The sequence below is a fragment of the Neorhizobium petrolearium genome (genome assembly GCF_017873175.1).
Taxonomy (GTDB): domain Bacteria; phylum Pseudomonadota; class Alphaproteobacteria; order Rhizobiales; family Rhizobiaceae; genus Neorhizobium; species Neorhizobium petrolearium.
Window position 1 is genome coordinate 340854 of record NZ_JAGGJW010000007.1, and the last position, 16160, is coordinate 357013.

The 16160-nt window shown below is 63.3% G+C and carries 10 protein-coding genes; 3 read left to right on the top strand and 7 right to left on the bottom strand.

What is annotated here, in order from left to right:
- Nucleotides 1-170 precede the first annotated feature (170 nt).
- Nucleotides 171-1532: a DUF2778 domain-containing protein gene (locus J2046_RS16015; RefSeq protein ID WP_233469788.1), complete on the top strand. Its 1362-nt coding sequence runs from the start codon at nucleotides 171-173 to the stop codon at nucleotides 1530-1532.
- Nucleotides 1533-1553: 21 nt separating this feature from the next.
- Here the strand turns inward: J2046_RS16015 and J2046_RS16020 are convergent, their stop codons facing one another.
- The 3 genes from J2046_RS16020 to J2046_RS16030 form a co-directional block, all read right to left on the bottom strand.
- On the bottom strand, nucleotides 1554-2699 hold the full coding sequence (locus tag J2046_RS16020; protein WP_210053388.1) for an amidohydrolase: 1146 nt from the start codon (nucleotides 2697-2699) through the stop codon (nucleotides 1554-1556).
- A gap of 79 nt (nucleotides 2700-2778) precedes the next feature.
- Nucleotides 2779-3780, bottom strand: a complete 1002-nt coding sequence (locus J2046_RS16025; RefSeq protein WP_210053391.1) for a zinc-dependent alcohol dehydrogenase family protein — start codon at nucleotides 3778-3780, stop codon at nucleotides 2779-2781.
- Between the two features lie 188 nt (nucleotides 3781-3968).
- Nucleotides 3969-6458: an ATP-dependent helicase gene (locus tag J2046_RS16030; protein WP_210053393.1), complete on the bottom strand. Its 2490-nt coding sequence runs from the start codon at nucleotides 6456-6458 to the stop codon at nucleotides 3969-3971.
- Between the two features lie 274 nt (nucleotides 6459-6732).
- On the opposite strand from J2046_RS16030, the gene J2046_RS16035 reads away from it, so the two are divergent.
- Both J2046_RS16035 and J2046_RS16040 read left to right on the top strand, forming a co-directional pair.
- Nucleotides 6733-7941, top strand: a complete 1209-nt coding sequence (locus J2046_RS16035) for an efflux RND transporter periplasmic adaptor subunit (RefSeq protein ID WP_210053395.1) — start codon at nucleotides 6733-6735, stop codon at nucleotides 7939-7941.
- Nucleotides 7938-11132, top strand: coding sequence for an efflux RND transporter permease subunit (locus J2046_RS16040; protein ID WP_210053397.1), 3195 nt, complete (start codon nucleotides 7938-7940; stop codon nucleotides 11130-11132). Before J2046_RS16035 ends, J2046_RS16040 begins: the two co-directional genes overlap by 4 nt.
- A gap of 12 nt (nucleotides 11133-11144) precedes the next feature.
- Here the strand turns inward: J2046_RS16040 and J2046_RS16045 are convergent, their stop codons facing one another.
- The 4 genes from J2046_RS16045 to J2046_RS16060 form a co-directional block, all read right to left on the bottom strand.
- The gene (locus tag J2046_RS16045) at nucleotides 11145-11984 is read right to left on the bottom strand and encodes an NAD(P)-dependent oxidoreductase (RefSeq protein WP_210053399.1); all 840 of its coding nucleotides are present in this window, start codon (nucleotides 11982-11984) and stop codon (nucleotides 11145-11147) included.
- A 105-nt stretch (nucleotides 11985-12089) separates the two neighbouring features.
- A complete protein-coding gene (locus tag J2046_RS16050) occupies nucleotides 12090-13166 on the bottom strand; it encodes a D-alanine--D-alanine ligase family protein (RefSeq protein ID WP_210053401.1) in 1077 nt (358 codons plus the stop codon).
- Between the two features lie 218 nt (nucleotides 13167-13384).
- Complete coding sequence (gene chrA / locus J2046_RS16055; protein ID WP_210053403.1) at nucleotides 13385-14788, bottom strand: chromate efflux transporter; 1404 nt, start codon at nucleotides 14786-14788, stop codon at nucleotides 13385-13387.
- On the bottom strand, nucleotides 14785-15597 hold the full coding sequence (locus J2046_RS16060; protein ID WP_210053405.1) for a chromate resistance protein ChrB domain-containing protein: 813 nt from the start codon (nucleotides 15595-15597) through the stop codon (nucleotides 14785-14787). Before J2046_RS16060 ends, chrA begins: the two co-directional genes overlap by 4 nt.
- Nucleotides 15598-16160 lie beyond the last annotated feature (563 nt).

The following is a 16160-nucleotide window of genomic DNA, read 5'->3' on the forward strand; positions in this document are numbered from 1 at the left end:
CCAAATCGGGGCGGCGTAAAGACATTGGTTACCATAATCGTTCATCCTCACCTGCAGTCGTCTGGCGGCAGTGAGCAGATTCCCCCTCTGTTCGGAAATCGCCGGGATTGTGTTGGCGGTTTCGCGCAAGCGGTATCCGCCGGTGTATGTAACGGTTCGGGTAACGAGTGATGGCGCGTTCGGTACAGGCTTCCACGAATGGCAAACAGGCGCGCAAAGCGCCGCCACGCCGCAAGAAATCCCGCTCTCTCCTGACGAATGTCGCGATCGGTGTCGGTCTGACCGTCGCGGCCCTGATGGGCGCTTCGGTTGTCACCGTGGCGACAGCGGTCAAGTCCGCCTCGGATGTCAGGTTCGAAACCGCACTGGCAAAGCCGGTCGAATTGGCCGCTCCCGTGGAACCTGTGGAGCGTGAGATCGACGTTGCGAAATTCTCCCGTCTTCCCGGCAGTTCTACTGCCGATCCGAAAGGGTGGCGTCTTGCCGATGCCGAAGTGGCAGCGCTTGAAGCTCGCAAGCCGGATCAGTCGAGCGTGAGGCAAATGCTCAATGTCGCCATGGCCAAGGCGGCCCGGAGTGCCGAACAAGAGCGGCAGTTCGCTGCGCTTGAGGAGAAGCGCCCGAATGCGCAGGCCATTCGCACGATCCTCGGCCAGGCCATGGAAAACCTCGTCGTCGTGGCACCCCGGAGCGGCGACGTGATGCCGGATCTGATCCAGGATGCTGCGCCGGCGGTGACGGTTGCCGAACTCAAGGACATGAAGCCGGTCGAGATGGCGGCGCTGGAACAGACGGCGCTTGAGGACGATACCGACGCACAGGATACCGTCGCGGTCATCGAGGCGCCGACGCCGGGCTATGCGCTGCCGAAGGCCGGTCCGCTGCCGGTCATCCGCCCATCGTCCGCCACGGCTGAAAAGCCGGCCAGGCCCAATGCGCTGGCTGCGATCGCCGCGGTTGCTCCGCAAAAGCCGGGCAAGGTCGATGCCGACGACGAGAAACCCACAGCGCTCGCCTTCGCCAAGCCCGACAATCCGATGCGCGTGGAGCCTTCGCGCCCGTCGCCTGCGCCAAAATGGCCGGGGATCGGCACGAAGGTCGCCATCTACGACATCACCAACGGTGTCGTGCACATGCCGAACGGCACGAAGCTCGAAGCCCATTCCGGCATCGGCAGCATGCGCGACAATCCGAAATACACGCATGTGACGATGCGCGGGCCGACGCCGCCCGGCACCTACAAGCTCTCCATGCGCGAGAAGCTGTTCCATGGCGTGGCCGCCATCCGCCTGACGCCGGTCGACGGCAAGGCGCCGCAGGGCCGCACCGGTCTGCTCGCCCACAGCTACCTGCTGCGCGTGCGCGGCGATTCGCACGGCTGCGTCGCCTTTGCCGAATACGACCGCTTCCTGAAGGCGTTCCAGCGCGGCGACATCACCCATATGGTGATCGTGCCGAAGTGGGACGGAAAGCGCCCCGGCAGGGGCGGCGATAACTTCCTCGCCAAGCTGTTCGGCGGCAACGACGCCTGACGGGGCGTCGTCAGCAAACGTTTATCCGAGAATATCCCGTGCGACGCGCGTGAAGATCCGCATGCCGATGGGGATCAGGTCGTCCGGAAAATCGTAGTTCGGATTGTGCAGGTTCGGCATGTCCTCGCCGGCGCCTAGAAAGAACATCGCCGATTTCGAGACGGTCGCGAAGCGTCCGAAATCCTCCGAGCCGCGCATCGTCTCGCCCGGTTCGTGCGAGACGCCTTCCGTATCCATGGCGGCGCGCAACAGGGCGGCCGCCTCCGGATCGTTTTCCGAATGCACGAAAATGTCATGGTATTCCAGCGCGTAGCCGAGCCGGCCTTCCGCGGAGGCCTCCCGCACCAGGGTTTCGGCAGAGGCGATCAGGCCGTCCATCTCGCCGTCCGTCATGGTTCTGAGCGTCACCCAGACCTCCGCATGGCCCGGTGCGATGCCGAAGGCCGGCTCGCCGATCGACGCATGCGTGACCGTCGCCAGCACCAGGTCCTCCGTGGCGATGCCGCCTTTGCTCAAGCCCGTCAGCGCCGGCATCAGCTTTGCCACGGCAGACACCGGCGAAATGCCGGTCTCGGGCATGGAGGCATGCGCGGTTCTGCCCGAAAGCGTGATCTTAAGGCCGCGCGAGGCGCAATTGGCGATGCCGTCCTTCAGCCAGGCGTGGCCGAGCGGCAGGCCCGGCATGTTGTGCAGCGAAAAGCTGTAATCCGGTTTCAGCGCCTGGAACTTCTCATCCGCGATGACGGCCGCAGCGCCGGCGCCCGTCTCCTCGGCCGGCTGGAAAAGCAGGATGGCGCGTCCGCGCTTCGGCCTTTGCCGCCCGAACTGCCGCCCGAGTGCCGCAAGCATCGCCATATGGCCGTCATGGCCGCACATATGGCCCTTGCCGGGGATTTTCGAACGATGGTCCGGCTGGCCCACTTCCTCGATCGGCAGGGCGTCGAGCTCGGCGCGGAACATCACCGTCGGGCCGGGCGCGCCGCTGTCGTAGATCACCGCGACGCCCGTGCCGCCGAGGCCGGCAACGATCCCATCCGGTTTCGTCTCGCCCAGAAAGCGCTGCACTTCGGCAGCGGTGGCGATCTCCTCGCCGGAAACCTCCGGCATGGCATGCAGCCTCTGCCGCCATGCGGCAAGCTCGATCACGTCCTGGTTTGAAAGAAACATGAGCCGCCTCCTTATCCGGTGTCGGCCCAGAGCTAGACGGGGCAGGGGCTTTCGGCAAGGAAAACCTCCGTCTTTCAGCCTACCATTCCACGCCGATCTTGCCGAAATGACCGCCGCTCATCTCATAGCGGAAGGCATCCGCCAGCTTTTCGAGCGGAAACACCTTGTCGATGACCGGCCTGAAGAGACCGCAGTCGAGGGCGCGGACAAAGTCCTGCTGCTGGCGGCGGCTGCCGACGAGGATGCCGGAAAGCGTCGCCTGCCTGCCGGCGAGGGCTGCGGTCGGCACCTCGCCGCGTATGCCGGTCAAGACGCCGATCATGGTTATGCTGCCGCCCATCCTGACCGCCTGGATCGATTGCGCGAGCGTGCCCGGACCGCCCACTTCCACCACATGGTCGACGCCGCGGCCATCGGTCCAGTCGAAGACCTTTTTGCCCCACTCGGCATGCTCCTTGTAGTTCACGGTGAATTCGGCGCCCAGTTGCTTCGCCCGTTCCAGCTTTTCATCCGAAGACGACGTGATCGCCACCCTTGCACCCATGGCGCGGGCGAGCTGCAGGGCATAGATCGAGACGCCGCCCGTGCCGAGCGCGAGCACCGTGTCGCCGGCCTTCAGCCTGCCGATCTCGACCAGTGCCCGCCAGGCAGTCAAACCGGCGGTGGTGATCGTCGCCGCCTCCGCATGGCTGAACCCTTTGGGCGCCAGCGTGAAGGCGGTTGCCGGCCGCACCGCATATTCGACCGCGAAGCCGTCGATGCCGTCGCCCGGCGTGCGCGAAAAGCCGCCCGGCAGCGGCGGACCGTCCTGCCAGTCGGGAAAGAAGCAGGAGACGACATGGTTGCCCGGCTTGAACTCCGTCACCCCTTCTCCGACCTCCTGGACCACGCCGGCACCGTCCGCCATCAAAATCCGGCCATCGGTCGGCGTCCTGCCGCTTGCGACGCCGAGATCATGAAAATTCAGCGAGCTACCATGCAGCGCGACCCTTATCTCCCCCGGCCTCGGCCTGCCGGGATCGGGCAGATCGACCAGCTTCAGGGCATCGAGCCCTCCGGGGGCCGTGACGATGGCTTTCATGGTGGCCTCCCTTTAGATGACGGAAAATCCTCGGTGACTGAGGTAGCGGGAGACAGGGAGGGTGGCAAGGGCGACGCCGTGATGAGCATCATGCGCGAGCGGTTTAACTATGAGATCTACTTTTGATTGCCGAAGATTTTTGCTCGACTTATAGACAGTGCGCTAAAAGAAGTGAAGAAATTAGGTAGTCACACTCGCTCCACAAACCCTTCCAGCACACGCTTCTGCCCCGCCCGGTCAAAATCGATCGTCAGCTTGTTGCCCTCGATTGCCGCGATATTGCCGTTGCCGAACTTGATGTGGAACACTCGGTCGCCGACGGAGAATTGCGAGGGGGTTTCGGTGGTGGATTTCGCCACCAGCTCGCCCTCGATGGTGCGGCCGCGCGGGCCGCTTTCGCCGTAGCCGATGCGTTCCACCGCGTGGCCGGAGCGGGTGCCCCAGTTGTCGCGGGTGGCGTCGGTCTTGTTCTGCTGGGCGCGTTTCCAGCCGGGCGTCGAATAGGAATTGGCGAAGGGATCGGCCTTGTCGAAGCGCGACTGGCCGTAACCGCCGCGTCCGCCGCCATATCCCCCGTAATTCGTATCGGCGACGGCGACGTCCACATGCATCTGCGGCAGTTCGTCGAGGAAGCGTGACGGCATGGTGGATTGCCACAGCCCGTGGATGCGGCGGTTGGAGACGAACCAGATGTGGCAACGCCGCTTGGCGCGGGTAATCCCCACATAGGCGAGGCGGCGTTCCTCCTCCAGCCCTGCGCGGCCGCCTTCGTCGAGCGCCCGCTGATGAGGAAACAGGCCTTCCTCCCAGCCGGGCAGGAAGACCGTTTCGAATTCGAGTCCCTTGGCGGAATGCAGCGTCATGATCGACACCGCATCCATGTCTTCGTTTTGCTCGGCATCCATGACCAGCGACACGTGTTCCAGAAAGCCACGCATCGACTCGAAGGCTTCCATCGAGCGGATCAGTTCCTTGAGGTTTTCGAGCCGGCCTGGCGCTTCAGCGGATTTGTCGGCCTTCCACATGTCCGTATAGCCGGACTCTTCGAGGATCTGCTCGGAAAGTTCGATATGCGGCGTGTTCTCAAGCTTCTGGCTCCAGTTCCGGAAGTTTTGCACGACGTCGAACAGCGCCTTGCGCGCCTTGGGCTTCAGTTCGTCCGTCTCGATGATATCCGCGGCAGCCTGAAGCATGGGGATATCGCGGGCGCGGGCATAGTCGTGCAGATAGCGCACGGTCGTATCGCCCAGGCCCCGCTTCGGCGTGTTGATGATACGCTCGAAGGCGAGATCGTCGGCCGGCTGGCAGACAAGCCGGAAATAGGCCATCGCATCGCGGATTTCCATCCGTTCGTAGAAGCGCGGGCCGCCGATGACGCGGTAGTTGAGGCCGAGCGTCACGAACCGGTCTTCGAATTCGCGCATCTGGAAGGAGGCGCGCACGAGGATCGCCATGTCGTTCAGCGCGTGCTTCTTTCCATCGGAATCGCCGCGCTGCAGCCGTTCGATCTCCTCGCCGACGGCGCGGGCTTCCTCTTCGGAATCCCAGGCGGCATGCACGATGACCTTCTCGTCGTCGGGGTTCACCCGGTCGGTGAACAGCGTCTTGCCGAGGCGGCCTTCGTTATGGGCGATCAGATGGCCGGCGGCGCCGAGAATATGCTCGGTGGAACGGTAGTTGCGTTCCAGCTTGATCACCCTGGCGCCCGGAAAATCCTTCTCGAAGCGCAGGATATTGTCCACCTCCGCGCCGCGCCAGCCATAGATGGACTGGTCGTCGTCGCCGACGCAGCAGACGTTCTGCGGCACACCCTTCGGCCGCTGCGCGAGCAGGCGCAGCCACATGTATTGCGCCGTGTTGGTATCCTGATACTCATCGACGAGGATATAGCGGAACCTGTTGTGGTAATCCTTCAGGATATCCGGGTTCTGGCGGAAGATCGCGATTGGATGCAGCAAAAGGTCGCCGAAGTCGCAGGCGTTCAGCGTTTTGAGCCGCGCCTGATAGGCGGCGTAGAGCTCGCGGCCCTTGCCGTTCGCAAAGGCCCGCGCATCGCCTTCGGGGATATCGGCGGGCAGCAGGCCCTTGTTCTTCCAGGTGTCGATCATGCCGGCGAACTGGCGGGCCGGCCAGCGCTTGTCGTCGAGCCCCTCCGCCTGGATGAGCTGCTTGATGAGGCGGATGACGTCGTCCGTGTCAAGAATGGTGAAGTCGGAGCGGAGCCCTGCGAGCTCCGCGTGGCGTCGCAGGAGTTTCACGCCGATCGAATGGAAGGTGCCGAGCCATGGCATGCCTTCCACCGCGCCGCCGACGAGAACGCCGATGCGCTCCTTCATCTCGCGGGCCGCCTTGTTGGTGAAGGTCACCGCGAGGATCTGTGAGGGATAGGCTCGGCCGGTCGCCAGGATATGGGCGATGCGCGTCGTCAGCACCCGCGTCTTGCCGGTGCCGGCGCCCGCGAGCACGAGGACGGGGCCGTCCAGCGTCTCGACCGCTTCGCGCTGCTCCGGGTTGAGGCCTGAGAGATAGTCGGGGGCGCGATGCTGATCCCGGGCGGCCATGGCGCGCGCCGCGATGCCGAGCCCGGCATTTTCCGCAGGCGTCGGGGCAGGTGCCTTGCGCGGCACCGGCTCGGGCTCCTCGTCGAAAAACGGGATGTCGTCGAAACTGTTACTCATGCGGCCAATGTAATGATTCGGACCTGAAAGACCAGAAAATGTTCCTCTTTTATTCCCAGTCTCTCCTTAAGTCCCGGCTAAATTGTGGAATGGCGGATCGCTGCTCCGTCAGAAAACCGTAATTCGGGGGCGTCATGTATGCATCCGATCTAACAAACCCGTGAGATTTCGTGAGGTTACATTTCCGTAAGGTACGGAATCTCCCATTGCCTGTGCACATGCAAAAAAGGATACTTGCTCTGGAAATTGGAATGCGCCCCACCCGGAGACCTGAATGCGGATTTGGAAACAGCTTCTGCTGAGTATCGCGATCCTGGCCGGAGCCTTGTGTCTATGGGTATTCATGGTCCCGAGCGCCGGTGAGACCCTTGCTAGGATGGGCGTCCCGAGCCAGGTGGTGGCTGCGATCCGTCCCGAACAGGCGAAATCCGCGGCGCAGGGCGCCGGCGGCGGTAATGCTGCAGCGCAGCAGCCGGGCCGGAGCGGCCAGGGCGCAGGCGGACAGCGCGGCCAGGGCGGCGGCAACCGCCCGACCATGGTGGTCGCCGAGGCGGTTTCGACCGGCACCGTCAACGATCGCCTGTCGGCGATCGGCAGCGGCGAGGCGATCCAGTCCGTCATCGTCATGCCGCAGGCCTCCGGCACGATCCATGAAATCATGGTCGCGTCCGGCCAGAAGGTCGTGAAGGGCCAGGTGCTTGCCCGCCTCGACGACGACGAACAGATGATCGAGCGCGATAAGGCGGAGGTGGCGCTCAGGAGCGCCCAGGAGAAATCCGTCTCCTACAAGAACCTGCAGTCGGTCTCCCGCCTCGACGTGTTCGATGCCCAGATCGCCGAAGAGGCGGCGAAGCTTGCGCTTTCCACCGCTGAACTCAATCTGAAGCGTCGCGATATCGCAGCGCCGATCGACGGGATTGCGGGCATCGTCGCGGTCAATATCGGCGACAACGTCACGACGCAGACCAATATCGTCACCATCGACGACAGGTCGGCGATCCTCGTCGATTTCTGGGCGCCCGAGCGTTTCGCCATCGCCATCGAGCCGAACCAGCCGGTCGAGGCGAGCTCGATCGCCCGACCGGGCCGGATCTTTTCCGGCAAGGTGGAGGCAATCGATAACCGCGTCGATCCTGCAAGCCGCACGATGCGCATCCGTGCCCGCGTCGAAAATCCGGGCGACGTGCTGCGTGCCGGCATGTCCTTCAGCGTCAGCATGCGTTTTGCGGGCGAGACCTATCCGGCCGTCGATCCGCTGGCCGTCCAATGGGACGGCGAGGGGTCCTACGTCTGGCAGATCAAGGACGGCAAGTCGGTCAAGACCCGTGTGCGCGTCGTGCAGCGCAATCCCGATGCGGTTCTCGTGGAAGCTCAACTCAACGAAGGTGACATGGTCGTGACGGAAGGCCTGCAGCGCGTGAGGGAAGGGGCACCCGTGCGCATCTTCGGCGCGCCGGAAACGGCCGAGGTGGCGCGCCAATGAAGATCGAACTCCCAAGCTTTGGTCACGACAGGCAAGCGCCTTCAGGCGACGGTAAATCCAGCCAGACGTTTACGGCGCTCTTCGTCAGGCGGCCGATCCTGGCTGCGGTCCTCAATACGCTGCTCGTCGTCGCGGGCCTTGCGGCGCTCGCGGGAGTCGAAGTGCGCGAACTGCCGGATGTAGACCGGCCGATCATCACCGTGCAGACCAATTATGACGGTGCCTCGCCGCAGACCATGGACCAGGAGGTCACCCAGGTCATCGAGGGGGCCGTCGCCCGTGTCAGCGGCCTCAAGGCGCTTTCCTCGCAGTCGCAGTTCGGTTCGAGCCGGGTGACGATGGAATTTAACGATTCCGTCGATCTTTCGGACGCGGCGAACGACGCGCGCGACGCGGTCGGCCGCATCGTGAACCAGCTGCCGGACGACGCCGATGACCCGCGCATCGTCAAGGCGGATGCCGATTCGGATGCGATCATGCGTCTGGCGGTCACCTCGTCCAAGCTGTCGATGGAGGATCTGACCCAGTTGGTCGACAACGAGATCGTCGACCGGCTGGCTGCGGTCGAGGGCGTTGCCGACGTCCAGCTTTACGGCGATCAGGACAAGGTATTCCGCGTGGACGTGAACCAGGCGGCGCTCGCCGGCCGCGGGCTGACCGTTGCGGACGTCTCCAAGGCTCTGGAAAGCGCGGCGCTCGACGTGCCGGCCGGCTCCCTCAAGAGCACGACGCAGGACATCGTAGTGCGCACCACGGCCAGTCTCACGACGCCCAGGGATTTTGAAAACGTGCTGATTGCGCCGAACATCCGGGTTTCGGATGTGGCGACCGTTTCGCTCGGACCGGACGACGGCTCCACGGTGCTGCGGTCGAACGGCGTGCAAGGCATCGGCCTCGGCATTATCCGTCAGGCCCAGTCGAATACGCTCAATATTTCCGACGGCGTGAAGAACGCGGTGGCGGAACTGCAGAAGACGCTGCCGGAAGGGACGCGCATCGCGATCACCAGTGACGACGCGCTCTTCATCAAGGGCGCGCTGCACGAAGTGGAGATCGCGCTCATCCTGTCGGCGACGGTGGTCGTGGCGGTCATCTATCTCTTCCTGCGCGACTGGCGTGCGACGCTCATCCCGGCGCTGACGATGCCGGTGGCGCTGATCGGCACGCTGGTTGCGATCTATCTCGTCGGTTTCTCGATCAATATCCTGACGCTGCTGGCGATCGTCCTTGCGACAGGCCTCGTCGTCGACGACGCGATCGTGGTGCTGGAGAATATCGTCCGGCGACGGATGGAAGGCATGGGACCGCGGGCTGCCGCCGTGCTCGGCACGCAGGAAGTGTTCTTCGCGGTCATTGCGACGACCGCGACGCTTGCGGCCGTCTTCATCCCGCTGTCCTTCCTTCCCGGCCAGATCGGCGGACTGTTCAAGGAATTCGGCTTCGTGCTTGCCTTCTCGGTCGCGTTGTCCTCGGTCACGGCACTTACCCTATGCCCGATGCTGGCGTCGCGCATGCTCACAAGGCCGATGAAGGAGGAACACGGCCTGCTTGGCGTGTTCGGCAATGCGTTTGCCCGCATCTATGCCTCCGCGCTTCGTTTTTGCCTGAATGCGCCGCTGGTCGTCATTATTGTTTCGGCGATCTTTGCATTCGCCGCCTATCACGTCTTCGGTCAGGTCAAGAGCGAACTGACACCGCGCGAGGACCGCGCCTCGATCATGCTGCGGCTTACCGCGCCGCAGGGCGTGAGCCTGGATTTCACCCGCGACCAGATGCAGCGTGTCGAGGAGAACCTGAAGCCGCTGCTGGACGCAGGCGAGATTGCCAATATCTTCTCGATCTCCGGCTTCAACAACAACAAGAACAGCGGTTTCATGGTGCTGACGCTTGCTCCCTGGGACGAGCGCGCCCGGACCCAGGACCAGATCGCCGCGGATGTGAATGCGGCGGCGCTCCGCGTTCCGGCGCTGCGCGGTTTCACGATGCAGTCGAACAGCCTCAAGATCCGCGGCGCCGGCAACGGCCTGCAGATGGCGCTGGTCGGCAATGACTATGATCTGCTCACCTCGACTGCGCTGAAACTGGTGTCGCAGATGGAGCAGAGCCCTCTGTTCGACACGCCGCGCCTCACCAACGAGCCGACCCAGGCGCAGCTTTCCGTCGCGATAGACCGCGAACGTGCCTCCGACCTCGGCATCGATATCACCGGACTGTCGACGGCTATGCAGTCGCTCCTGGAAGGGCGGTCGGTGGTCGATGTCTTCGTCAACGGCGATGCGCTGCCGGTGAAGCTCACCTCCACCACCCGGCCGCTCGACGACCCGACCGATCTTGAAAATCTTTTCCTAAAGACCGGTGACGGCAAGATCGTGCCCATGTCGACGATCGCATCCCTGAAGGAGGGAGCCGTGGCGCCGCAGCTCAACCGGGAGCAGCAGCTTGCCTCGGTGTCGATCTCTTCCGGCCTGCGTGACGGCGTTGCGCTCGGCGATGCCGTCAAGGAGATGACCGCGCTCGCCCAGCCGCTCCTGCCGTCGGGCGTCCGGCTGATGCCGATGGCTGAGGCCAAGACGCTCGGCGAGAATTCGAACGCCATGCTGCTCACCTTCGGTTTTGCGATCGCCATCATCTTCCTGGTGCTCGCCGCCCAGTTCGAAAGCGTGCTGTCGTCGCTGATCATCATGGCAACGGTTCCGCTCGGGCTTGCCTGCGCCGCGATCGCCTTGGTGCTGACGGGATCCAGTCTCAATGTCTACAGCCAGATCGGCCTCGTGCTGCTTGTCGGGGTCATGGCCAAGAACGGCATCCTGATCGTGGAGTTCGCAAATCAGCTGCGGGATCGCGGCGCGAATGTCCGCGACGCGATCGAAACGGCCTGCGCCCTTCGGCTGCGCCCGGTCATGATGACGATGATTGCGACGATCATCGGCGGCGTTCCGCTGGTGCTTGCGAGGGGCGCCGGCGCCGAAGCGCGTATCGCGCTCGGCTGGGTCATCGTTGGCGGCCTCGGTTTTGCCGTGCTCATCACGCTGTTTATCACGCCGGTCGCCTATCTTCTGATCGCCCGCTTTGCCAAGCCGCACATGCATGAGGAAGAGCGGTTCCACCAGGAACTCGCGCATGCCGCGCGCCGCAAGGATGATGAGGTCGGTGAAGAGAAGAAGGACGAGCCGTTGCTGGCGGCAGAGTGAGGAGCGATCGTCTCACTCCCGTTGCAGCAACTCGTCGAGTTGATCTGCCAGTTTCCCACCTGCATTCCTGTCCTCCGCCATCTTCCGGTAAAGCCCGGCCATTCCCCTGAAGATGAGGGAGGCGGGGTCGTCTTCACCGAGGAAGGCGGCGATCTCCTCCATTTCCGCCACCCAACGATAGGCCTTGGGATACATGTCGGGAATGCCGAGCGAGAGTTTCCGGTTGAGATCGGGCGCGCTGTCTGCGAGTTCGCCCTTCAAACTCTGGTCCGCGCCGGAGCGGATGGCGGCGAGCATCATCGCCGTACCGAGGCCGACGACGCCCTTGTTGATGCCTCCGTAACACATCTTTAGTGCCGAAGCGGCGCCGAGCGGTCCGTCGATGCGGCGTATGTCAAGCCCGCGTCCGGCGAGGAGCCCGCTCCTGTTTCCGGCATCGCCGCTCACATACAGTTTAGTGCCGTCATAACCCGGTTTCGGCGGCATTCCGATGATCGAGCCGTCCAGCACCTCTGCATGCTGCAGATCGAAGCGCTTCGCGACTTCGCCCATTGTCTTCGGGGAAATGGCGTTGCAGTCCATGAAGGTGATCCGCTTCCCGTGCCCTGCGGCCACCGCCGCCAGTTTCTCGGCGACAGCGATGGCCTCGGCCGGCGGCACGATCGAGAGGATGATGTCCGACGCGACCATTTCATCAAGGCTGGCGGGCCGCATGCCGGCGGCTTCCGCCCGTTCCCTGGTCGCGGGCGAACGGCCTTCGAGATAGGTCAGCACCGTGGTGCCGCCTTCGACCAGCCTCCGGCCGATCCCTGCTCCCATCGCACCTGCGCCAAAGATCGCGATCACTGCCATTGCCATAGCTCCCCGAGAATGAAGGACGATGGATCTGATTTAGAGCATTTCTCCACAATCCGGTAGCAGAAGCCCCCGGCAGTAGTTCCGGACTTATTGCGGGTCTCAGCCCCCTTGTGCCGCTCTCGCCAGGCCGTGCTCCACCAGCCGGTCGATGATTTCCGGATAGCTGATCCCGCTAGCCTCCATCGCCTTCGAATACATGCTGATGTCGGTGAAGCCCGGAATGGTGTTCACCTCGTTGACGAGGAAACGCATGTCCTCCATCAGGAAGAAATCGACGCGCGCCATGCCGTCGCAGCCGAGCGCGCGGAAGGCGCGGGCCGCCATCTCGCGAATGCCGCTCTCGACCTCGAGCGGAAGCTCCGCCGGCACTTTCAGCGCTGCACCGTTTTCGTCGATATACTTGGCGTTGTAGCTGTAGAAACCGTGGCTTTCGGCCGGCACGATCTCGCCGGGACGGGAGACGAAGAGGCCGCCCTTGGTATCTTCCAGCACGCTGCATTCGATCTCGCGGCCGGCGATGAACTCTTCGGCGAGCAGCTTGCGGTCGTGCCCGAACGCTGCGGCGAGCGCCGGCGCGAATTCCTGGCTTCCCGAGACCTTGCTGACGCCGACCGACGAGCCCTGCCGGGCGGGCTTGATGAAGAGCGGCAGGCCGAGCCGGGCTTCGAGTGCGTCCAGCGCGGGCGGCGCATCCCGATCGATCGTCAGCGAGCGGGCGACCGGCACGCCGGCCGCCTTCAGGAGCTGCTTGGCGATATCCTTATCGAGTGCGGTTGCCGAGCCGAGGATGCCGCAGCCGGCGAGCGGCACCCGCGCCACCTCCGATAGCCCCTGGACCGCGCCGTCCTCGCCGTGCAGGCCATGCAGCACCGGAAAGACAATATCGACTTTCCCGCCCTCGGCGGCCGTTCCGTCGGGCCCGATCGTCAGGATGCGGCCGCGACCGCCGGGCACAAGGCAGATTTCGACACCGGTCGAAGGCCTGTCGAGCTCGCCGCCCTCGAAGCGGCTTTTCAGCCACCGCCCGTCACGGGTGACGAAGACGGGCAGCGCGTCGTATTTCTGCGGGTCGAGCGCCCGCATCACATTGGTGGCCGACATGATCGAAACGTCGTGTTCGCTGGAACGGCCGCCGAAGAGCACGGCGATGCGCAGTTTTGACGCGGGGGAATTCATAGGATCTCCTGAAAAATGCGGCAACCGTGGACAAGGATTGCCGCTTGAAAGTGGCGCATTGTAGGTGGAGATTTATTTAACTTGACGGGGCCACTTTATCCTTGGCGCGTAAGCCACGTGAGAGCGGGTCAGCGGATAACGCATTGGAGCCATTGAAGCTCTTCCGCTGTCGGCCCGAAACAGTCACTCCTAAACCGAGGTGGTTTTCCTACTGAGGGTTAGATCAGCACCTTCCACGCGATCCCCAGCGCAGCAGAGGCGAGGAGAACCGTGATCACGGACTGCCTGAGACGAAACAGCGCGAGGGCGGCAAGCAGCGTCAACGTGAGTGAAGGCCAGTCGACGGAACTGAGGATCGGGACGTCCCAAGATAGCGGTCCGAGGGGCAGCGTTGTGACCTCACTGAACAGCACGTGCAGCCCGAACCAAACGGCAAGGTTCAGGATGACGCCGACGACCGCCGCCGTGATTGCCGCCATGGCTCCGCTGAGCGCCGCATTGCCCCGCATCCTTTCTATGAATGGTGCTCCGGCAAAAATCCAGAGGAAGCTCGGTATGAATGTGACCCACGTCGTGAGCATGGCCGCAAGTGTCGCGGCGGCAAGCGGGCTCACGTTTCCGGGCTCACGGTAGCCTGCGAGGAAACCAACGAACTGGGTGACCATGATCAACGGACCTGGTGTCGTCTCGGCCATTCCGAGCCCATCGAGCATCTCTCCCGGCCTTAACCATCCAAACCCCTGAACGGCCTCCTGCGCGACATAGGCAAGGACGGCATAGGCTCCGCCGAAGGTGACGACGGCCATTTGGCTGAAGAAGACGCCGATCTGCGAAAAGACGTTGTGCTGACCGAGTGCCAACAGCAACCCGGCGACGGGGAGAAGCCAGAGTGCGGCAAGAGCACCGGCAGTCTTCAGCGACCATGCAAGGTTTGGCTGGGCATGAACCGGAATGTCCTCACCCAGAAGCGAGTCCCGATCGTCCAAGATTCTCCCGGAACCTGCCTTGTGCCCGTCGCCGATGCGGAAGGCGGAGGCACCGGTGCGGCCGCCCAGGCACCCGATAATCCCGGCTGCAATGATGATGAGGGGAAAGGCTATCTGAAGGAAAAAGATTGCGACGAAAGCAGCGGCAGCAAGTGCAATCATTGCCCGGTTCTTGATGGCCCGGCTTCCAATCCTGAACACCGCCTGTATTACCACGGCCAGCACCGCGCACTTCAGCCCGAAGAACATGCCCTCAACCACGGCGACATCGCCGAGCAGAACGTAGACGTAGCTGAGCGCCAGGATCGAGACGAATCCCGGCAGCACGAACAGGATGCCCGCGATCATGCCCCCCAAGGTCTTGTTGAGCAGCCAGCCGATATAGATTGCAAGTTGGTGAGCCTCAGGGCCCGGCAGGAGCATGCAGTAGTTGAGAGCGTGGAGGAAGCGATGTTCGCCGATCCACCGCTTCTCGTCGACGATGATCTGGTGCATCACCGCGATCTGGCCCGCTGGTCCTCCGAAGCTGAGGGCGGCCACGCGAGCCCAGACCTTCAGGGCTTCCGAGACAGGGACGATGTCTCCTTCAGCCACGGTATGATCCGCAGCCTTTCCAAGGTCGGTCACGATCTTCATCCCTTCCTCTGGTTCGGCCAGTTGTGGCTCTCGTCGGTGGCGTCGCGGCACCAGCGGTAGAAGGCGTCGTAGAGCGTCAAGCCCGCCTCCAACTGCTCCAGATCATCGTTGAACATGCGCGATAGGCCGAGCGATGCCGCCAGTAGACCGGCTACCTCCGGAGCGAGGTCCAGCCGTGCGGTATCGGCACCGCGTACGATCCTCGCCAGATGAAGGAGGGGCTCCGATTTCAGGCAGAACTCTTCGATCATCACGTCGAAGGTGCACAGTTCTTCGCGATGGCTCCAGAAGACATCCTCGATGTCGAAGGGCGTCGCATTGAATCGGTCTCCGGCAAGTGCAACCTCGGTCGCGGGGACGAAGAGGAAGAGTGCGGAAGGGTCGATGAAGCGGCGAATCAGCCAGGGGCAGGCAATGCGGTCGATCTTCGGTCTTACCCGGGTCACCCACACCGTGCGGCCTTGCGCGTCTCTGGCCGGAAGCCTGTCTTCCGGGACGAGCAGCCCTTGAATGTCACGCCAGGCTTCGAAGCCGCCTTCCAGCACCTCGGCCTGCTTGCCCATCGCACGCAGATAGGCGGCAACGCCGTGGCCAAGCTTCTGCCCTCTCTGGCAGAAGACGATGGCCGGATCGGATATGTCAGGCCCCCATTCGGTAACGCGGCGAAAGTCCCGCCGGATGGAGCCGGGGATCAGTCTTGGATCGCTGCCGAAGTCCTCGTCGTTGCGGACGTCGATGATGGTCGGCAGGCTAGGTGTACCGATTATACGGCCAAGTTTGTCGGGTGTGATTTCCAGATATGACGGCATAGCGCGTCCCTCCGTTACTCGGGTTCAAAGGACGCGATTCTTCAGCCGTGGCCTCGTGGGGTGATCGCAACCCCATGGGCAGAGTTTTGCTCTAGCCATACTGGTTGTCAAGCGTCTAAAGCTCCGGCAGCTCGTCCTGACAATGTGGCCGCCAGTGCTGCATGGGATTACGCCAGTCAGCCTTTCGAGGACTCACGCTTATTTACCTATGACTGCTTTTGGCGCAAAGTTGTCGTCACAATGTGCCTCCGGCGTGGTCGCATTCCCAGCCTGTTCCGCACTTCTCAGGGGGGACGACTTAGCTTCTCTCCTGAAAAATCCGGCATCCGGCTTTTCAGCTAAGATGCTGATTTTTCTTTCTCTCCCGCAAGGAAAGAGGTCGGCATCGCGCTTTTTTCATCCCCGCCCTTACGGCTCATGCCTACAATTCCCCCGTCCCGCATCGGATACACCGGAAGGCGTTCCGGCGAGGCGGGGCCGGCGCCGGGTGTGAGGAAACGACGTAAGTCCTTGCATTCGGGGTTCGCGGAAAATGGTCTCCCTCCGGCGACGTGGGGGCGGAT

Coding starts and splice junctions, on each gene's coding strand:
- J2046_RS16020 (WP_210053388.1), bottom strand. CDS start 2,699: ATGTTTCTTTCAAACCAGGACGTGATCGAGCTTGCCGCATGGCGGCAG.
- J2046_RS16045 (WP_210053399.1), bottom strand. CDS start 11,984: ATGGCAGTGATCGCGATCTTTGGCGCAGGTGCGATGGGAGCAGGGATC.
- J2046_RS16015 (WP_233469788.1), top strand. CDS start 171: ATGGCGCGTTCGGTACAGGCTTCCACGAATGGCAAACAGGCGCGCAAA.
- J2046_RS16025 (WP_210053391.1), bottom strand. CDS start 3,780: ATGAAAGCCATCGTCACGGCCCCCGGAGGGCTCGATGCCCTGAAGCTG.
- J2046_RS16030 (WP_210053393.1), bottom strand. CDS start 6,458: ATGAGTAACAGTTTCGACGACATCCCGTTTTTCGACGAGGAGCCCGAG.
- J2046_RS16040 (WP_210053397.1), top strand. CDS start 7,938: ATGAAGATCGAACTCCCAAGCTTTGGTCACGACAGGCAAGCGCCTTCA.
- J2046_RS16060 (WP_210053405.1), bottom strand. CDS start 15,597: ATGCCGTCATATCTGGAAATCACACCCGACAAACTTGGCCGTATAATC.
- J2046_RS16050 (WP_210053401.1), bottom strand. CDS start 13,166: ATGAATTCCCCCGCGTCAAAACTGCGCATCGCCGTGCTCTTCGGCGGC.
- chrA (WP_210053403.1), bottom strand. CDS start 14,788: ATGAAGATCGTGACCGACCTTGGAAAGGCTGCGGATCATACCGTGGCT.
- J2046_RS16035 (WP_210053395.1), top strand. CDS start 6,733: ATGCGGATTTGGAAACAGCTTCTGCTGAGTATCGCGATCCTGGCCGGA.